Source organism: Shewanella sp. MF05913, from assembly GCF_059758095.1.
In genome coordinates this window covers 243,611-264,300 of sequence record NZ_JCAYNT010000001.1, presented here as the reverse complement: position 1 = coordinate 264,300, position 20,690 = coordinate 243,611, and the positions used below count along the sequence as shown (strand labels likewise).

Sequence of the window (20,690 nt, the reverse complement as noted above, 5' to 3'; positions counted from 1 at the left end):
ATTATCTCTATTAGATAAAACAAAACCCCATTTTAACATTGCTAAAATGGGGTTTTGTTTTTACGTTTAACGAGTAAGTCTATGTGTTCCTCTTCACGCCTGACGGGTTCGAATTCCTATCACATCAGCTATTTATGATTCAATGATCAATTAATTGCTTCGTGTAACTCTTGGTACATCAACTCGCGCATTTTAAACTTTTGGATTTTCCCCGTTACTGTCATTGGGTATTGATCGACGAATTTGATGTAGCGCGGCACTTTAAAATAAGCGAATTTTTCGGTTAAAAAGTGGCGAATATCGTCTTCGGTAATCGCAGCATTGGCGCGAACTTTAATCCAGGCACAGACTTCCTCACCATATTTGTCACTTTGCACGCCAAATACTGCGGCATCTTGTACATCTTTGTGAGTGTAAAGTTTTTCTTCAATCTCCCTTGGGTAAATATTCTCACCGCCGCGAATGATCATGTCTTTAATACGACCCACAATTTGCACATAACCCAGCTCATCCATTTGGCCAATATCACCAGAATGTAACCAACCGGCACTGTCAATGGTGGCCGCAGTTTTCACCGGGTCATTCCAATATCCTTGCATAACACAGTAACCGCGACTGCAAACCTCGCCGGGTTGGCCAATCGGCAATACCTCACCAAACTCATTAATAATTTTAACCTCGGTGTGCGGCAATGCACGGCCAACGGTAAGCACCTGTTTTTCTATGGGTGAGTCAATTTCGGTAATGTGATTCAGTGGGCTGCATTCAGTTTGCCCATAACCAATTAACACTTCCTTCATGTACATCAAATCTTGTACACGGCGCATCACTTCTTCAGGACACGTTGCCCCTGCCATAATGCCAGTACGCAATGAACTGAGATCAAATGAACTAAATTGCGGATGCTCTAACAAGGCAATAAACATGGTTGGTACGCCATGTAATGCGGTGCAGCGCTCTTTGGCAACCACTTGCAACGTTGTTATTGGGTCAAATGATTCACCGGGATATATCGCAGCAGAGGCATGAATCACACTCGCTAAACTACCTAGCACCATGCCAAAGCAATGATACAAAGGCACTGGAATGCATAATTTATCTGTTTGGCTCAACCCCATCGCATCAGCCACTAAATAAGCATTATTTAGGATATTATGATGCGATAGCGTCGCACCTTTAAGGCTGCCCGTGGTACCCGAAGTAAATTGAATATTAATTGCGTCACAGGGTGTTAACGACTCTGCGATGCATGCCAATGTGTGTTTATCTTCTGCGCTAACACTTTGCAATAAATCATTAAAATTAAGCATGCCCGGCGACGTTTCGCTGCCCATTCGAATAACATAATCGAGTTCAGGTAACGCTGTAGAGTGGAGTTCACCTATCTTGCTACAGGCGAGTTCAGGTAGGAGTTCATTTAACATCTGCAGGTAATCACTAGACTTAAACTTGTCGGCACAGATCACCGCACGACAACCTACATTACCTAATGCATATGCTAACTCTTCGGGTCGATAAGCAGGGTTAATACACACCATAATCGCACCAATTTTTGCGGTGGCAAACTGCGTTAAACACCACTCAATATTATTAGGTGACCATATCCCAACTCTATCTCCGGGTTGAATGCCCAACTTAATCAATCCGGTCGCTAACGCATCAATTTGTTCACAATATTGGCGATAGGTCCAACGGATGTTTTGATGGTGCACTACTACCGCTAAATTTTCAGGATACTCGCTCGCAATATCAGTTAAATACTGCCCAATGGTTTTAGAGATAAGCGGCGTGAAATGATTACCATGATATTCACTTGAATTGAGCGGGAATTGTGTTTGATGATGTTTGATGGTCATTTAAGCCTCCTTGCGTGCCATTGTTTAGGACAAACTACCTAAAGAACGACATCAGTCACAAGCAAAATAACCCTTCATTAGACTAAAGATGCATGGGGAATAATCTTTACAGACACGTTAACAATGTCAATACAAACGCAGCAAGGCTGCCACAACGTAAAGAGAAATAAGGCATAACCGGTAAGTATAATACCTATGATTCACATAAACATTGATTTGACGCATATTTTAATTAAAAATCGACCAAATGACTGGTGTTTTTACTTTTGGCGCCGATACACACTTTATCAATCACTTTAATAGCGGCTCTCATCAACAACATTATGCCTGACACTTTATCGACATTATTTTCTGTTACTGATGAAAGCCTACTCATTATTGGTAATTTTCAACCTCTTGTTGTATTCATCTCAATAGCTATTGCGGTTTTTGCCTCTTACATGGCTATGCAAGTAGCATCGCAAGCGACCGTCACGCTTAACGTATTCAAACGGCACTTACTGATCTCGTGCGGTAGTATCGCCTTAGGAGGCGGAGTGTGGTCGATGCACTTTATCGGTATGTTGGCATTTAGCTTGTGTACGCCAGTGAGTTACAACGTCGGGATAACCGCTTTCTCATTTTTGCCGAGCATTGCTGCATCGTGGGTGGCGCTCAATGTAATTTCTATTGAAAAACCCCAATTAAGCCATTTTGTGGTGGGCGGTATATTAGTCGGCGCAGGCATTGGCACCATGCATTATGTTGGCATGGCAGCCATGGAAATGGCGCCACTATTGCGTTATGACATGTTTTATTTTGGCTTATCCATTGTGGTTGCTGTGGCATTAGCCATTTTGTCTTTGTGGATCCGCTTTAGCTTAAATCACTTAGGCCGCTTCACACTCACTGACTTACATAAGAATATGATTGCAGCGGTCGTGATGGGCTTTGCGATTTCAGCGATGCATTATACCGGCATGGCAGCGGCACGTTTTGTTAGGCCTGCTGGATTTGAGTTTTCAGATCAAACCAAAATGGTATCGCTTTACCTAGGCATTGCGGTTGCCACAATGACCGTAGTGATTATTCTTTTTGTATTAACCGTCAACATGCTGATCAAATATCAAGCATCATTACACCAAACTAAACTCAGTGAAGCACGATATCGCGCCACCATATCAACTGCGATTGACGGTATCATTACCTTTAACGATAAAGGCATGATTGAAAGCGGCAATAAGTCGGTTGAAACCTTACTCGGCTGGCGACTAGAAGATGTTTGTCATCAAAATATCCGCAGCTTTATTCCAGCCACTTTTATCGATGACTTTGATACCTACCTGCGCAGTTATTCCGATGACACATTAAATAATCAAATAAGTGATGGCCGCGATGTTGAAGCCATACATGTTAACGGGCATACCATTCCTGTTAGAGTGTCTATTGGCCATGCCTGCATTGAAGGCAAAAGTCTGTTTGTGATGTACATCAGCGACTTGCGTCATCGTATTGAAATGCAGCGCGCCTTGATAAAAAGCGAAGCACAATTTCGTTCACTCATCACCAATATCCCCGGCATTGCCTACCGCTGCTTAAATGTTCAAGACTGGCCAATGGTGTTTATCAGTGATGCGGTCGAAAGCATTACCGGCTACCCCGCAAGCGACTATCTCGGCGCTCAGCCCAAACGTCATTTTTATGAGCATGTGCATCCCGATGATCTTGATTTAATAGCGAGCCAAGTGACTACAGACAAGGTATTCACACTCGAGTATCGCATTATCAATGCCGATGGCGATACCCGCTGGCTGCTAGGTTACGGCACTCATGTTGATGGCTTAGACATTAATGATAAGTGGCTCGACGGTTTTATTATGGATATTACTGAGCGCAAAGCAATGGAGCAATCGTTGATGATTGCCAAAGATAAGGCAGAACAAGCCGCATCTGCACGCGCCGCTTTTTTAGCCAACATGAGCCATGAGATCCGCACGCCAATGAACGCCATTATTGGCTTTAGTGACATTTTACTCGACGATAAACTCCCAACAGAACAACATAAACACCTAAAAACCATTAACCAGTCGGCCAAGTCATTACTGCACCTGCTTAATGATGTACTCGACAGCGCCAAACTCGACAAAGGCAAGTTTGAGTTAGAAATGCGAGATTTCTCGGTTATTGAAGAAGTCGATTCAGTCGTGTCTACTTTATGGTTGCAAGCCAATGCTAAAGGGTTGCATTTAAATGTTAACGTGGCCTCAGAAGTTGCACAGTCTTATCATGGGGCGCCAGATAGGATCCGCCAGGTACTCACCAACTTAATGGGTAATGCAATCAAATTTACCGCTGAAGGTGGCGTAAATATCGATGTCAGAGTTAAGCCCAGTGGTTGTATTGAATTTGCCATTGAAGACACCGGCATCGGCATGACACAAGCCCAACTCGCGTTGGTATTTGATGCATTTGCCCAGGCCGATGCCAGCATGAATCGCCGCTTTGGTGGCACAGGGTTAGGCACGACCATCAGTAAACAATTGGTCGAATTAATGGGCGGTAAAATTACCGCAAAAAGCACCTATGGCAAAGGCAGCTGTTTTACCTTTTCACTGCCGTTAACCGCGCCAAAGCAAAGCCTGCGCGAAGCTGCCCCATTATTCACCCGCAGCCTTAAACCATTAGCGATATTAGTTGTTGATGATATTCAGCAAAATATTGATTTATTGACCATAGTCATGAAACGCCAAGGCCATACCGTGATTACTGCACGCGATGGCAAGCAAGCCTTACTGCGGATGCAAAGTGATAATATTGATATCGTATTGATGGACGTGCAAATGCCCATCATGGATGGATTAACCGCATCACGACAGCGCCGTGAGCAAGAACGTGATCAGCAATTGCCACATATGCCCATTATTGCGTTAACAGCCAGCGTGCTGCCAGAAGATAAGCTTGCAGCACTTGAGGCAGGCATGGACGGATTTGCCAATAAACCCATTGATATTGCACTGCTAAATCATGAGATTGCCCAAGTCTTGAATCTTGAAAGTCATCATAAAACCCCAGACATGCAACACACTATCATCGATAGTAAACACGCAGTAAACGACAAAAAAGGCATTGCATTGTGGGGTGATAAAGCCACTCTGATAAAAGAAATCAATGGCTTTATGTTTAAACAACAAGATTGTATTAGTCAGTTACAGAACTTAATTAGCGCAGATGACTGGCCAGCTGTGCATGCTCAATTACATGGTTTAAAAGGCTTAGCGGGTAATTTGTCATTGACGCAATTAACCCGATTACTCATCGATGCTGAGCGACTGGCACTCATATCGTCTGCAACGGAGTTAGTTGCGTTGTTGCCATCACTTGAGCAAGCATTTGCCCAGATAACACAATACCTTGAAGCACAACAAGCCAATGAACGGGCTGAACCTGAAGCCGCAGTGACAACGACTCAAACAATGGATGCAGCGCAACTTAAACAGCTTATTAATCGTATTCGCCTTGCAGCTAAAGAAAACGAGTACAATGATGTTGATGTTGACCTATTGATTGCTTCAACACCTAAATTGTATCGACCGCATTGTACTTCAATACAGCATGCATTAGACGACTTTGAATTTGAACAAGCATTAACAGAACTCGACAGCCTTGAGTCACTGATTAATGCATAGGTAACAGAACCCATCAGATGATATTTAACCGACAAGACAGTAAACAAACCATCCTGATTGTGGATGATGAACCAGCAAACCTTAGAGTATTGAAAAAAATACTTGAGGACCAATATCGGCTGATTTTTGCCAAAAGTGGTGAAGAAGCCCTGCGATTAGTGCAACGAGAGCTGCCAAACTTGATTTTGCTCGATGTCATGATGCCTGGGATGACCGGATTTGAAGTGTGTGAGCAGCTTAAAGCTGACCCACTGAGCAAAGCCGTGCCGGTTATATTTGTCACCGCATTGAACGATGAAGTTGATGAAGCCAAAGGATTTGACGTAGGTGCGGTTGATTACATTACTAAGCCTATCTCCACGGCCGTCGTTAAAGCTCGCGTTAAAACCCATTTATCATTAGTGCAAGCGGATGATTTACGCCGTACCCGTTTACAAGTGATTCAACGTCTAGGCCGCGCATCAGAATACAAAGACAATGAAACCGGCATGCACATTATGCGCATGAGCCATTTCTCTAAAATCATTGCCTTAGCCTACGGTTTTTCAGAGTTTGCTGCAGACAATTTACTCCACGCTGCGCCTATGCATGACATTGGTAAAATCGGTATTCCCGACAGCATTATGCTCAAGCCCGGAAAACTCACGGACGAAGAATTTACCATCATGAAAACCCACCCAGAAATAGGTGCTGAAATTCTCGGTGATTCCGATTCAGACTTAATCGCACTGGCTAAAGTGGTATCACTGACCCATCACGAAAAGTTTGACGGCAGCGGTTACCCAAATGGCTTAAAAGGCGATGAAATTCCGATTGAAGGACGCATTGTTGCTATTGCAGACGTATTTGATGCACTTACCAGCAAGCGTCCTTACAAAGAAGCCTGGACAGTAGAACAAGCGATGGATTTTATTGAAAGCCAAAGCGGACTTCATTTCGACCCAGATTTAGTGGTGTTATTTCAACAATGTTTACCCAGTATTTTGTACATTAAACAGCGCTGGCAAGATTAATCTTCAGCATGTAAGTGGGTTTACATCACCTGTAATTATACTCTTTTAATATCATCGCTAAATCGATAACTGAGCCAGCTCTGCTGGCCTTTTTGTTTTTCATTTATAGGATTTTTATGACATCGGCAAACAACACCGCATTGGAACTCAATCGTAGCGGAATATTAATCGTACTAGCTCTGGGAACCTTTATTTTAGGGTTATCTGAGTTCTCAATGATGCCCATGCTGCCGCTCATTAGCGAAACCTTTGCCTCTTCGCCATCACAAAGTGGCTATGCGATTAGTGCTTATGCCATCGGTGTGGTGGTTGGTGCGCCCATTTTAATGCTGACCACCGCCAATATGAAAAAACGCCACGCATTAATGATTTTTTTAAGCTTAATGTTTGTTGCCAATGGCTTAAGTGCTATGGCAACGTCACTTGAACAACTCATCACATTTCGATTTTTAAGCGGCCTGCCCCACGGCGCTTATTTTGGTGCTGCTATTTTATTGGCCGCAGATATCGCGCCCCAAAATAAACGTGCCAGCTATACCCAATCGACCTGAAGATACGTGTTTCAGAGCTTCACCGTGTTTTCAATACTAGGCGCGTTAATGCGGTAATGTCAGTACCTTATAAATTAGCGCAACAACGTAGTGGGAACACGGTGAAACTCCCAAAGGGCAAGTTTTACACGCGTCTATGCTGCGTTATTGATTTTGGAAAGGGAATAACCATTACCCGCAATCAATGCCTTGCCTAAAAGCGTGTAAACTCTTGCTGAAATCGAGCATCTTCAGGTTGATTGGGTATATTTGTCAAAGTGTTTATGGGCTTAACGATTGCCACTATTGTTGGTGTGCCGATTGTGACATTAGTGGGCCAAAACCTCAGCTGGCGCTATTGTCTTGCGGGTGCTTCTGCACTGGCATTGGTTGCTTTTATTTGTGTGTATGTTGTGGTGCCTAACATTGCTAATAACCAACCCTCAAACTTACTCAATGAATTTAGCGTATTAAAAAATAAGTTAGTGTGGTCAATTCTCGGTATCGTGATCATTGGCTTTGGCGGAGTATTTTGTTTATACACGTATATTGCAGACACTATTTTAGTGGTCACTAAAACCCCTGCTTACACCATTTCAATCGCCATGGTGATGTTTGGTATTGGCTGTACTTTAGGCAATTATGTGCTGGGTAAAGCGGCTGATCGTTCGACATTAAAAACCACCGGACTCGCGTTAATATGCAGCATCGTATTTGCCTTTGCTTATGTGAATGCCAGCTACAATATTAACCTATTGTATGTGGTGATATTCTTTATCGGTTGTAGTGTAGGGTTAGCCACGCTCATTCAAAGTTTATTAATGGATGTGTCACCTAATGGCCACGCTATGATTGGTGCGTTAGTGCAATGCGCATTCAATACCGCCAATGCTATCGGCCCTTGGCTTGGGGGCATCGCCATTGCCAATGGCGCAATGCCAAACGAAACGGGCTATGTCGCTGCGGCACTGTTTATGGGTGGATTTATGATGTGGGTGGTTAGTTATCTGCAAATGAACAACAAACAGACTCCGCTCGAGCCCTGCAATGCCTAAACATTAACGACCAATCATGCCATCTTATTGATGGTGTGATTGGCTATACTGCCAACAAAACACCACTCATTGGGTTATCGGCATATACTCTGGGTTTTCACCATTAGGTTTAATCGGTTACGTCAAATGTGGAGATATTATTCATCCACACTAGACCAAATCCTAGCTTGACTCGTATTGAACGTTATCAGCCACATAACTAGATTGAGCCAGACGATGTTTTCATTTTTAAAATCAGATCCAACTAAAAAACTGCGTAAAACCTACGACCAAAAACTCGAGCAAGCCATGCAAGCACAGCGTAAAGGCGACATTAAAACTTACTCGTTATTAACCGCTGAGTCGGAAAGTATTTGGCAAGAGATTGAAGCATTAGAAAAATCGAAAAAATAACTTAACGATTGAGTGGATAACTGACAATATTTTGAAATACCACGGTCTCACTCAAGGCATGATATCCGTGAGGCTGGTCTGCAAAAAAACGGCTACTTTGGCCAACAGTCAAGGTTTGCCACTCGCCACCACTCAATAGAGATAGCTCCCCTGTTAGCACAATCACATGCTCAATCACCCCGACACTGTGGGGTGCTGACATTTGCTGGTGATATCCGTTTAGGGTGATTTCAAACATCTCAAAATGCGTATCAGGATTAAACGTAAATACGCTTTTAATGAGCATGTTAGGATCTTCTGGGAAGGTTTGCTCTTTGGTTATCTCACCATGCGGAGATGTCATAAAGGCAGAAAAAGACGTATTTAAGCCGCTAGCTATTTTCCATAATGTTGCAATGGTTGGGCTCGATTCTTGACGCTCAATTTGGCCTAACATTGCCTTCGATACACCCGTTAATTTTGCAGTTGCATCTAAACTTAACGCCCTCGCTTTACGCAATGCTTTTAAATGTTCTGCCATGTGGGTTTTTATATTCATAATGTGCTAACGCTATTTGAATCAGATTAACGATAATTATACGTCATTTTGATGCCTACCCTAACATCTTGTGCGTTATAGCATCCGATGTTATATTCCATCTTCATTAACGTGCGCTTTAACGCACAAAAAGACAGACATCCTTCTTTTAGACTCGTGCAATGCAACAAAATGGACTTTATTATGAGTAAACAAGGCATTGCAACAAGCCATATCTCAGCTGGATTTACGGCGGTACTGGTCGGTTATACCAGCTCAGTCATGATTGTTATTCAAGCGGCGACACAGGCTGGCGCTAATGCTGCACAAGTCAGTAGCAGTTTATTGGCGTTGGGATTAGCTATGGGAGTCACATCCATTGGTTTTTCCTGGTATTACAAAACACCAATCCTGACTGCATGGTCGACGCCCGGAGCAGCAATGTTAATTGGCGTAGTCGGTGAGTTCAGTTTAAACCAGGTTATTGGAGCGTATATTATTTCAGCGGGGTTAATCACCTTAAGCGGGTTCATTAAACCGTTAACGCGTTTGTTATCTTCTATTCCACCTGCACTGGCTGCTGCCATGTTAGCGGCAATTGTACTGCCCTTTTGTGTTAAAGCCTTTATACCATTATCCGATGAGCCCATGTTGTTTTGCTTGTTGTTCATCAGCTTTATGCTGGCCAAACAATGGTTGCCCCGATACGCCATGGCCATCTTATTAATCGTTGCTATAGGGTATGCTATTCAGGCGGATGTATTTAACAGCGCCATACGCCAGCAATTCAACTTATCCATCGCATCTCCCATATGGATAACACCCGAATTCACCCTATTGCCAATCCTCAACATCAGTATTCCGCTATACATTATTACCATGTTGTCGCAAAACTTACCGGGACTCGCCATGCTAAAAAGCTATGGTTATTTAAATCAAGATGATACTGAGAAATACAATCACCCTCATGGCTCACCGTTACTGATTGGCAGCGGATTATCAACTATGTTATTGGCACCGTTTGGTGTGTTTAGTATAAATTTGGCGGCAATATCGGCAGCCATTTGTATGGACAGCAGTGTTGATGACGATCCCCAGCAGCGATATCGAGCCACATTATGGGCCGGTAGCTTTTATATTATTGCGGGATTGTGGGCCAGCGCGGTTGTGGCATTATTTATGGCACTACCGACAAACATTGGCGATATGCTTGCAGGGCTAGCGCTAATGGGAACCTTATTGATGTGCCTGCATAGTGCTTTTGATGCGGTTAAATACCGAGAATCGGCATTATTAACCTTTGTTTGCACCTTGTCAGGGATCACTTTTTTAGGCATTGGAGCGGCGGTTTGGGGTTTATTACTGGGATTAGCTCACCTTGTCGTCAGCCAAAGACAAAAGTGAAAAGCAGAGATAACGTGCCTTAGCAGCAATTAAACATGACTAATATGTGAGCAAACATCAGGAATGTATTTGCAATACCGCCTAAGCTAGTGACTCAAATTTATTGTGAATTTGACGTATCATTGGAGGCAACATTATGTGGTGGAGAGTAATCATCATTACGTTAGCTTTTCTATTGTTAGGCGCACACTTTCTACGTTTTAGCCAAACCGAATGGGCTATCATCGCTGCTATCATGCCGTTGTTAATGTTTATTCGCCACAATGTCATTAGCCAACTACTTAAGTTCGCCTTAGTGCTGAGCGTGATTTTTGTTTGGGCTGTGACCACATTTAACTTTATTGATATGCGCATTACCTTGTCAGAACCCTGGCTCAGACTGGCAATAATCATGGCTGGCGTGATGTTATTTACCTTATTTGCCGCTTTTTGCACTAACGGCCTAAACCATAGATTACGTCACTAATCCAATAAGTTAACTAGTCCGAGACACTCACTAATCCAAAGCATTAAAAACAAGTTCATTAACGCTTTGGCATAAGCCATTTTTTAATACTGGCTCTGCGGTAAAACAATAACGCGGCGAATACTGCAATATAAATACTCGGCTCAATAATCTCCGACTTTACCGACCAGTAAAAATGGATCGGCGCCAACAGCGCAACCACATAAATCCAATTGTGTAATGACTGCCATTGCTTGCCCATTTTGCGTTTGATTTTAAGTGGTGATGTTAACGTCAATAAAGTCACAATAATCAACGCCGCAGCGCCCACTAAAATGTACGGCCGTTTAATCACTTCCTCAAATAATAATCCCCAAGCAAACAGTAAGTCTAAACTGACAAAAGCACTAATATGCAACAGTGCATAAGCAAATACATACAAGCCGACTAAACGGCGAGTTTGCATTAATGCAGCCATTTTAAACCGTTTGGCAATAGGTGAAATCAATAGCGTTGCGAGTAAGCTATTTATCGCCCCCATGCCGGTGTAATGGATAATATATTGCACCGGATCACCACCGGCATTATCTGTTAGCACTAACGCTACAAGATACAATGCAGGCAATAAAAATACGATGTGCAACATCACCTTAAGCCAAAACACACCACGGGGGCTTAAACGCATTAGTAAAACTTCCTTAAATCCATGTTTTTATATAAGTCGGCAACAAAATCACCATAGCCATTGAACATTTGTGTAGGAATGCGTTTAGCGGAAAAGAGTCCGCCCTCACCAATGCTTCGCTCACTTGCTTGCGACCAGCGCGGATGATCCACTTCAGGGTTTACGTTGGCATAAAAGCCATATTCGTTTGACGCCAGTTGATTCCAACTGGTGGGCGGTTGCTTATCCATGACTCGAATACGCACAACTGATTTAATGCTCTTAAAACCATATTTCCACGGCACGACTAAGCGAATGGGTGCGCCATTTTGTGGCGGTAAGGTTTTACCGTAAAGGCCAACCGCTAAAAACGGCAGTTCGTTCATAGCCTCAGCAATGGTTAAGCCCTCAACATAAGGGTAATGAATACCGCCGCCCATTAGACGACTTTTTTGCCCTGGCATTTGCTCTGGATCAAATAAGGTTTCAAACGCCACATGAGTAGCATTGGATTTAACCCCTGCTTCTTTCAATAGTGTTGCCAGTGAAAATCCAACCCACGGAACCACCATCGACCAGGCTTCAACACAACGTAAACGGTAAGTTCGCTCTTCAAGGGCGAAACGCTTGGTTAACGCTTGTAAATCTAACGTAATCGGCTTATCGACAAGACCATCAATCACCAATGTCCATGGGTCGACGTTAAAACCTTGTGCATTATCATATGGGTCAGACTTACCGGTACCAAATTCATAAAAATTATTATGACGAGTAACTTTATCTTCTGGCGTTTTCACATCTGGCAGAACAAATTGACGCGGCGTTGAATAATTTAAGCTTTGAGTGGTAAAAGGGTTCTTCGCTTTTTGCTCGCCAAACAAATCAAATATGCCCGCTTGCACCTGCCCAGGTAAACTGGCGCCTAATGCCCCTAAACCTAATGCTTTTATAATATTGCGGCGGTCATTAAACACCGACTCTGGCGTCACTTGATTGTCTGCGACATGCCATGGAGCTCGTTGTAATATGCCTGGAGTAAATCGGTTTTTACGCGCCATGGATCACCTCTTAAAATGCCGTCATTGGATTAATATTATAAATTTTTGCCTTATGTCACTATTAGACAGGTAAGCTTAAGTATTTATTTCAATTTAACTCAAAATAACCTTAATTCGTATTTATAAACAACTTGGTATCAACGACTATACGGCTTGAGCGTTGGATTAGATTTAAATTTAATCATTAACAATAAAAAATCATCAAATCCTGATTTTGCCTCTTGCAGGCAGTTATTAGCCGTGCGACCCTTAGCCATTATTTTCTATCGGTTTTTGTTATGCCTTTTGCTGTGTCGTTAACTCCTCCTCAAATTGCAGCGCTGATTGCGGTCGCGTTTCTTGCCTTTTTAATTGGTGCACTCATCAACCAACGGTTAACTCGTCAGCGTTGGGAGCAATTAAAGCTTCAACACGAACAAGAAAATCTCACGGCAGTGAACGAAGCCCACGCTGAATTGGCCAGATTACAAGATACGCTCGATGACAAAATCGATCACAGTAATCACCTGCAAACTAAAATTGAGAGTTTGATTTCGCAACTATCAACCGCCGAAGCCAAAGCGGATCGCGTCTACACCGTAGAACAGCAATTAACAGACACTCAGCATCGCCTGATGGAATCTCAACTTAACCTTGCTAAGTCAAATGCTGTCCAGCAAACCATATTGGTTAAAGCTGAAGCCGAGCAAAAATCATTAGAAGACAAAATCGCCTTACTTGAGTCAGCCGAAGAGCGCCTTAAACTGCAATTTGAAAACTTGGCTAACCGCATTTTTGATGAGCGAAGCGAAAACTTTAAACAACAAAATGTCTCGCAAATGGACGGCGTGCTTGGGCCGTTAAAGCAACAGCTTGAAGGCTTTAGGCAACAAATCCAAGAGTCTTACACTCATGAGCAATCTGAACGCAGTGCGTTAAAACACCAGTTAGACCACCTGCGCGAGCTCAATATGAAAATGAGCCAGGATGCCATTAATCTCACAAAAGCTTTAAAGGGTGATAATAAGCAGCAAGGCAATTGGGGCGAAGTCATTTTAGAGCGTGTACTACAAGAAAGCGGCCTGCGTGAAAGTCACGAATACCATATTCAACAAGATTTAAAAGACGATAACGGCAAACGATTTAAACCCGATGTTATCGTCCACCTGCCAGAACAAAAAGATGTGGTGATTGATGCAAAAATGTCACTCGTGAGTTACGAGCGCTACTTTAATAGTGAAGACAAAGATATTCGTGAACAGGCCATCAAAGAACATGCTCTGTCGATTAGGCAGCACATTAAAGGGCTGAGCCAAAAGGATTATCACAAACTGCATGGGCTTAAGAGCCTTGATTATGTGTTGATGTTTATTCCTATTGAGCCCGCCTTCTTGTTAGCCATTGAATACGACCCTAGCCTGGTTAACTTTGCTCTCGAGCATAATATTATGCTGGTTAGCCCGACTAACTTATTGGTAGCACTACGCACCATTAACAATATTTGGCGCTACGAATATCAAAACCAAAATGCCCAAAATATTGCCAAGCAAGCCAGTCGAATTTACGACAAGCTCTGTGGCTATTTAGAAGACATGGAAAAACTCGGCCGCGCATTAGAAGGCGCCGACAAAAGCTACCAAAGTGCGATGGCGAAATTGTCATCCGGCAAAGGTAACTTAATCCGACAAGCGCATTTTATGCAGCAACTTGGCGTTGATACCAGCAAGCAAATTGACCGACAACTGCTTAATAAAGCATTGGACGAGTCGGTAGAAACCGCGGCTGAGCAATCAATGTAATAAACAAGACCAGTGCAATAAAAAAACCAAGATAATAAACACAATCGGTAGCATAAATATTGCGATTAACGAGTAGATTAATCTTTATTTAATCAATGCACGCAATAGTTAAGCTCTCACGTAAGTAAACCATATATATTATTATCGCAAACGATGTATTGAGGCGGAGATTCTCATTTAAATGCGTAACACTTTGGCTAACACTTTATTCACCGGCTTGTTGATCCTGGCCTCGCCTTTGGCTTTTATCAGCCAGGCCAGCGCGCTTACGCAGCAGCAACAAACCTATCTTGATGCGCGTAAAGCGCTGGATAAAAAACAGCTAGGGCAATATGAAACCTTACGCAAGCAATTAGCCGATTATCCGCTAACCGTTTACCTTGATTACCACGCCACTATTGACCAAATTGTTCAATCGCCAGGCAATACTGCGCTTAATGCGATTAATCAATTTGATACCACGCCGTTGTATAACAATGCCCGTTATCGTTACTTGCTCAATGCCGGTAAAAAGCAGCGCTGGCAAGATTTTTTAGTAATTTCACCAAACACTCCAAACGATATCCGTCTGCAATGTTATTACTACCAGGCACAGCTTGATGCGGGTAATAAAGACATGGCATACCAAGGCATTGAACGCTTATGGGTTTATGGTTATTCACGCCCAAATGAATGTGACCCAGTATTTGATAAGTGGACCAAAGCGGGTTATCGCACTCAAGAAGTTATTTGGCAACGCTTGCTACTGAGTTTTCATTCAGGGCAAAGCAGTTTATTAAGTTATTTATCACAAAAAGTAACCACCCACAGTCGCGAAGCTAAATTGCTTATGTCGGTGTATCGTGACCCTAATACTTTGCGTCATATGAATAAGTTTACCAGTTCAAAACCGATTGTCGGCGATATTGTAGATGCGGGTTTACGCAAGCTTGCTCAGCGAGATTTACATCAAGCCATTAAACTCTATGTTAAATACCAAAAAGCCAATCGTTTTAGCGATACTGAAAGTAGCGAATTAAACCGTTATTTAGTGCGCAGAGCCTTAATCAAACAAGACGAGAAATTGGTTAATCATATCGACAATATGCTGCCGCTGTTAGATTCAGACGACTTATATGAAATGCGTATGCGCTGGGCCCTGCGTGAACTTGATTACACCACACTCAATAAATATTTAGCCTTGTTAAGCGACCAGGGCAAAGCCAATCCGCGTTGGATGTACTGGCAAGCCAAAATGACCGCACGCAAAGATAAAACCAAAGCCACAGAATTACAGTCGGTGCTCAGCAGCCAGCGTAACTTTTATGGTTTTAGTGCCGCTGAAGCGTTAGGTAATCCGCTGTCGATGAACAACGATAACTTAGCCCCAAATTCAGAGCTGCAAAAACAGCTCGATCAAGATAAAGGCTTAGCTCGTGTTATTGAGTTAATGGCGCTAGACAAACGCATTGATGCTCGTAATGAGTGGGTTTATTTAATGCGCCGTCACAATAGCGAGCTCACGGCACAATATGGATTATTTGCACTGCAACAAGGCTGGCATGGCTTTAGTGTAGAGTCGAGTATTCAAGGTAAGCTGTGGGACTCTTTAGCCCTGCGTTTTCCGCTGGCAGCCAATGATGAATTTATCAAAGCCAGTAAAAAATATAACCTCAATATCGATGAGATCAGAGCGATATCGCGCCGCGAAAGTGCGTTTTACCCTTATGCGACATCGGGCGTAGGTGCACGGGGTTTAATGCAATTAATGCCTGCAACAGCAAAAGAAACTGCGCGAAAGAACAAAATTGCTTATAACGACGTAAAAGACTTATACGACCCTAACGTTAACATTATGCTCGGCAGTGCCTATTACAGTGAACTGCTAAAGCAATTTAACAACAACCGAGTACTGGCCACCGCTGCGTATAATGCAGGTCCTGGTAGTGTTCGCCGTTGGTTACGAGCATCAAACGGTACGTTAGATGCCATGACATTTATTGAAACGATTCCATACACCGAAACCCGAGAGTATGTACAAGCAGTATTGAGCTATCGCATGATTTTCCAACAAAATGGTCAATCAAACGACAGCATGTTTAGCAGTAAAGAGCTAAGCGACAAATACTAGATTTACACCCGCTCTCAGGGTAACGTTACAGATTGATGTGCTTTTTCACCATCAATCTGTAACCCACCATTTAGCTACAACCTCAATCCATTGAGGTTAATACACTGGGAGCGTTCGTGTCGCAATCAACTATCGAAACCTTAATCTCACAGCTTGGTAAAGTATTATTAGGTAAACCTGAACAAATTAAGCTCGCGGTTGCCTGTATCCTTGCCAAAGGTCACTTACTGATTGAAGACTTGCCTGGCATGGGGAAAACTAGCTTATCTCAAGGCATTGCCAGCAGTTTAGGCATGAGTTATCAGCGTATCCAGTTTACCAGCGACATGCTGCCTGCTGACATTCTTGGCGTGTCAATTTACAGTAAAGAGCAGCAACAGTTTGTGTTTCATAAAGGGCCGGTATTTAACCAAATGCTACTTGCCGATGAAATCAACCGTGCCAGCCCAAAAACCCAAAGCGCCCTGCTTGAAGCTATGGCTGAGCAACAAATCACTATCGATGGTATTACTCATCACTTAAGTTCACCGTTTTTTGTCATCGCCACCCAAAACCCGTTAGATCAAGCCGGTACTTTTCCGCTACCAGAATCACAGCTTGATCGTTTTATGATGCGGATTTCGATTGGTTACCCAAGTCATGACGCCGAATTGGCCATGCTAAAAACCCACACTCAAGCCACTAAACAAGCAGCGTTGGCTCAATGTATCACGCCACAAGAGTTGTTATTACTTCAACAACAAGTGGCACAAGTGTCGGCGTCGGATGCGGTACTTAATTACCTTATCGCCTTAGTCGATTTTTCACGCCAGCACGATGTTGCCAGCGGTTTATCGCCAAGGGCCAGTATTGCACTGTTGCAAGCCGCAAAAGCATGGGCGTTTATTAATCAACGTCAATATGTGGTACCAGAAGACATTCAAGCGGTATTTGCTTCGGTTGCAGAACATCGTATTCGCAGCAGCAGTCAGTTTCAGGGTCAAGCATTGTCTGACACTATCCTTGCTAGCGTTAACCCTATTCGCTAACGCCAAGGGGCAACCGTTAACATGAGCAAACATAACGCCAACAAAGCTCAGTCAGGTTATAGCAAACCGTCGTGGCTGCAACGCCTTATTCCAGCGTCAATGACTAAACGTTGGGATCGTTGGCTAACCAGGCGTTTACCGCCGCAAAAACACATCACCTTAAGCCATCGCAGTATTTTTATTTTACCCAGCGGCTTTGGTGTGTTTTGGATGGGGCTAATTGTGCTGCTGTACTTGTTTGGCACAAACTATCAAAACAACTTGGTGATTGGCTTAAGTTTACTGCTAGCCAGTGTGTTTCACACCTGCATTATTTACAGCTACAAAAACCTTGCAGGCCTCAGCTTTAATGCCGTCAATCCGCCCATAGCCTATGCAGGCGATAGCACACCTTTTCCTATCATGTTAACCGGCAACACACGCAACAAACATAAAGACACCACTCATCAACAAATCTGTTTGCAGTTTAGCCACCAGCGCCATGTGCGCTTAAAACACATGGAGCAGCAATCGATAGCGACCGTACCGTTTGAGCATCCCAAACGTGGGCACTTAAATCCCGGTCGCATTAAAGTGTCATCCAATTTTCCCCTAGGGTTATGCCGCGCCTGGTCGTACATAGACCTTGATATTCATCATGTGATTTTTGCCAAACCCGAAGCCAGTGACATTGTGCTCTCTAGCCAAGTGAGTGACAGCGACAGCCAATATGAACATGGCAAATTACGACCTGGGGTGGATGATTACAAAGGCCTACGCGCTTATGTTCCGGGAGAATCCCTTAAACAAGTCGCGTGGAAACAATGGGCCCAAGATAAAGGCATGCTTTCAAAAGAGTTTGCCGAGCCAGAAGGCCTACCCGTGTGGTTAACCTTGGCCAATACCAATGGCAAAGATATAGAGCAGCAACTTAGTCGTTTAGCCTGGCAAGTCGATAAACTCAGTCAAACACAGCAAATTTTTGGCCTCGTACTTGGGCAAACTGTGATAAACCAACACACAGGTGAAGCTCACCGTATAGCCTGCCAAACGGCTATTGCCACCTATCAAGGTTATGCCAGCATCAATCCTGACTTTACCTCAGGCTCAGCTAACATCGATGCAGAGGCGACATAATGAAAGATAACTTTGACGCCATCATCAGCCGTAATACCTTGTTTTGGTTATTAGTAACGAATGTTGCCGTATTAAGCCCGCTGTATGAACAAGCCACGCTGTGGAGCATCGGCATTTGTGCTATTTGTTTTGTTTGGCGAGTCGGTATTTACCTGGGTAAAGTGGCGGCTCCGCCCAAGTTATTAGTGACATCACTAGCCATCGGCGCGGCAACGACCCTCGCCTTAGTCTCATCTGAAATTGGTTTATTGAACGCATTAGTGAACTTATTGATTTTAGGTTATGCCCTTAAATACATCGAAATGCGTGAACAGCGAGATGTAAAAGCCATTGTGCTAGTGGGGTATTTCTTAATTGCTCTTACCTTACTCGACCAACAAGGCATGCTTAATACCTTGCACTTGTTAGCCGTGGTCGTGATTAACACCAGCATTTTAATCAGCGTATACCAAGACAAATCCAACAAAATAGCCAACCTTGGTTTTAGCGTTAAGTTGGTGCTTCACAGCTTACCGTTAGCCATATTATTGTTTATCGTATTTCCACGCTTGGGCCCATTGTGGATGGTGCCCAACATGAAATCGGCCACCACAGGCTTGTCTGATGAAATGTCTTTTGGCGATATTAATAAACTCACCCGCTCAGCAGAGTTGGCTTTTCGCGTCGGTTTTGACAACCCAGACGGCACAACCCTAGGCCCTGCCAATCAAGATTTGTACTGGCGTACCTTAGTGATGGAAAACTATGACGGTAAAACATGGCGCCAGGACCCGAGCATTAAAAACATACAGCGCCAAGCTTATTTTCAAAAACCACAACGTGATAAAGCCGTAATAACGGGACAAAACCGTAAAATTGAATACGTGGTGATTAGCGAGCCAAGCCATCAAAAATGGTTATATGGTCTCGACGAAGCCTTTAGCGACAACAGCCAAATAGTTGAACTCCCAGACTACCGCTTATATTCTCTCAGGCCGGTTGATCAGCGTATGAGTTATCGCGTGACTTCTTATCCAGACAATGTCATGGAGCTAACGTTAAAAGACAATACCAAAAAATTAAATTTGGCATTGCCACCCAACAGTAATCTTAAAACCCAAGCCTTGGCACACAAATTTGCGCAAGATTATCCCGAGCCACAAGCGCGGATGAACGCCATGATGAATTACTTTGCCGAGCAAGCTTATTACTACACGTTAAGCCCACCGACTGTGGGCGAGCAGCAAATTGATGACTTTTTATTTGAAAACCGCGCCGGATTTTGTGCACATTACGCCTCGGCATTAGTGTTTATGGCCCGCGCAAGCGGCTTGCCTGCCCGTATGGTGACCGGTTATCAAGGCGGCGAATACAATCCTCAAGCAGGCTATTACAGCATTTATCAATACATGGCCCATGCATGGACAGAAGTGTGGTTAGAAGGCCAAGGCTGGCAGCGTTTTGACCCAACCGCCATGATTGCACCACAACGCATTTTAGATGGTTTTGATGCCACATTCGACAGCCAAAGTAGCTACCTTCAAGACAGCCCTTTTAGCGCCTTAAAAATGAAGCAATACCCCTGGCTTAACGATTTACACCAGCAACTCTCGAGCCTCGATTACTATTGGAGTGTATGGGTACTGGGCTTTGATGAAGACCGAAAACAGCAGGTGTTATCAAAACTATTAGGGGAAGTCACCAGCAGTAAAATTGCCTTAATGATGATTTTTAGCTTTATCATCATTGCCTTAGTAATTGGTTACTATGCTGGATTATTTACTCAAAATACCTTGCAAGATCCGCTGAACAAACGCTATCAGTTGGTGTGTCAGCGTTTAGCTAAACGAGGTATACCTCGCCCACAAGGCCAGGCACCACAAGATTACGCTAACGATGTAGTGGCACGTCTCAGTGACAAGCATCCACGTTTAGCGGCCGACTTTAACGCATTAAGCCGGGCCTTTATGGCACTCAAATATCAACCGCTGACACCAGAGCAAAGCCAGCAACAACAACAGCAATTTATGCGCTTATACCGTAAATTACGCCTACGTTTATTGCGCAGTTGATCCACTG

14 protein-coding genes and 2 pseudogenes are annotated in these 20,690 nt (G+C 43.6%); 12 read left to right on the top strand and 4 right to left on the bottom strand.

Annotated elements, in window-relative coordinates:
* Positions 1 to 146: 146 nt before the first annotated feature.
* Complete coding sequence (locus AC19MV_RS01180; protein WP_498305350.1) at positions 147 to 1,856, bottom strand: AMP-binding protein; 1,710 nt, start codon at positions 1,854 to 1,856, stop codon at positions 147 to 149.
* Positions 1,857 to 2,179: 323 nt separating this feature from the next.
* On the opposite strand from AC19MV_RS01180, the gene AC19MV_RS01175 reads away from it, so the two are divergent.
* From AC19MV_RS01175 to AC19MV_RS01155, 5 genes and pseudogenes are all read left to right on the top strand, one after another.
* Positions 2,180 to 5,521 (top strand): MHYT domain-containing protein, encoded by a 3,342-nt coding sequence (locus tag AC19MV_RS01175; protein ID WP_498305348.1) that lies wholly within the window; start codon positions 2,180 to 2,182, stop codon positions 5,519 to 5,521.
* Between the two features lie 17 nt (positions 5,522 to 5,538).
* On the top strand, positions 5,539 to 6,534 hold the full coding sequence (locus AC19MV_RS01170) for a response regulator (RefSeq protein ID WP_498305346.1): 996 nt from the start codon (positions 5,539 to 5,541) through the stop codon (positions 6,532 to 6,534).
* A 116-nt stretch (positions 6,535 to 6,650) separates the two neighbouring features.
* Positions 6,651 to 7,072 (top strand): annotated as a pseudogene (locus AC19MV_RS01165) (MFS transporter); the annotation flags it as partial.
* Positions 7,073 to 7,335: 263 nt separating this feature from the next.
* Positions 7,336 to 8,119: pseudogene (locus tag AC19MV_RS01160) on the top strand (MFS transporter); the annotation flags it as partial.
* Between the two features lie 216 nt (positions 8,120 to 8,335).
* Positions 8,336 to 8,512 (top strand): DUF6435 family protein, encoded by a 177-nt coding sequence (locus AC19MV_RS01155; protein WP_160053294.1) that lies wholly within the window; start codon positions 8,336 to 8,338, stop codon positions 8,510 to 8,512.
* 1 nt (position 8,513) lies between these two features.
* Here AC19MV_RS01155 and AC19MV_RS01150 read toward each other — a convergent pair whose 3' ends face one another.
* Positions 8,514 to 9,053: a helix-turn-helix domain-containing protein gene (locus AC19MV_RS01150; RefSeq protein WP_498305800.1), complete on the bottom strand. Its 540-nt coding sequence runs from the start codon at positions 9,051 to 9,053 to the stop codon at positions 8,514 to 8,516.
* An 84-nt stretch (positions 9,054 to 9,137) separates the two neighbouring features.
* Between AC19MV_RS01150 and AC19MV_RS01145 the strand changes: the two genes are divergently transcribed.
* Positions 9,138 to 10,433, top strand: coding sequence for a benzoate/H(+) symporter BenE family transporter (locus AC19MV_RS01145; RefSeq protein WP_498305345.1), 1,296 nt, complete (start codon positions 9,138 to 9,140; stop codon positions 10,431 to 10,433).
* 136 nt (positions 10,434 to 10,569) lie between these two features.
* A complete protein-coding gene (locus AC19MV_RS01140; protein WP_432399800.1) occupies positions 10,570 to 10,899 on the top strand; it encodes a hypothetical protein in 330 nt (109 codons plus the stop codon).
* Positions 10,900 to 10,957: 58 nt separating this feature from the next.
* Here AC19MV_RS01140 and msrQ read toward each other — a convergent pair whose 3' ends face one another.
* Complete coding sequence (gene msrQ / locus AC19MV_RS01135; protein ID WP_498305343.1) at positions 10,958 to 11,563, bottom strand: protein-methionine-sulfoxide reductase heme-binding subunit MsrQ; 606 nt, start codon at positions 11,561 to 11,563, stop codon at positions 10,958 to 10,960.
* Entirely contained in the window at positions 11,563 to 12,600 is a 1,038-nt protein-coding gene (gene msrP / locus AC19MV_RS01130; RefSeq protein WP_432399803.1) for a protein-methionine-sulfoxide reductase catalytic subunit MsrP, read from the bottom strand. The genes msrQ and msrP overlap by 1 nt, the downstream gene beginning before the upstream one ends.
* A gap of 278 nt (positions 12,601 to 12,878) precedes the next feature.
* Between msrP and rmuC the strand changes: the two genes are divergently transcribed.
* The 5 genes from rmuC (at position 12,879) to AC19MV_RS01105 (ending at position 20,683) form a co-directional block, all read left to right on the top strand.
* The gene (gene rmuC, locus AC19MV_RS01125) at positions 12,879 to 14,378 is read left to right on the top strand and encodes a DNA recombination protein RmuC (protein WP_432399804.1); all 1,500 of its coding nucleotides are present in this window, start codon (positions 12,879 to 12,881) and stop codon (positions 14,376 to 14,378) included.
* Between the two features lie 181 nt (positions 14,379 to 14,559).
* Positions 14,560 to 16,488: a transglycosylase SLT domain-containing protein gene (locus AC19MV_RS01120; protein WP_498305342.1), complete on the top strand. Its 1,929-nt coding sequence runs from the start codon at positions 14,560 to 14,562 to the stop codon at positions 16,486 to 16,488.
* Between the two features lie 116 nt (positions 16,489 to 16,604).
* Complete coding sequence (locus tag AC19MV_RS01115) at positions 16,605 to 17,516, top strand: AAA family ATPase (protein ID WP_432399806.1); 912 nt, start codon at positions 16,605 to 16,607, stop codon at positions 17,514 to 17,516.
* A 21-nt stretch (positions 17,517 to 17,537) separates the two neighbouring features.
* Positions 17,538 to 18,632: a DUF58 domain-containing protein gene (locus tag AC19MV_RS01110; protein WP_498305340.1), complete on the top strand. Its 1,095-nt coding sequence runs from the start codon at positions 17,538 to 17,540 to the stop codon at positions 18,630 to 18,632.
* Positions 18,632 to 20,683, top strand: coding sequence for a transglutaminase TgpA family protein (locus AC19MV_RS01105; protein ID WP_498305339.1), 2,052 nt, complete (start codon positions 18,632 to 18,634; stop codon positions 20,681 to 20,683). Before AC19MV_RS01110 ends, AC19MV_RS01105 begins: the two co-directional genes overlap by 1 nt.
* Positions 20,684 to 20,690: the final 7 nt, after the last annotated feature.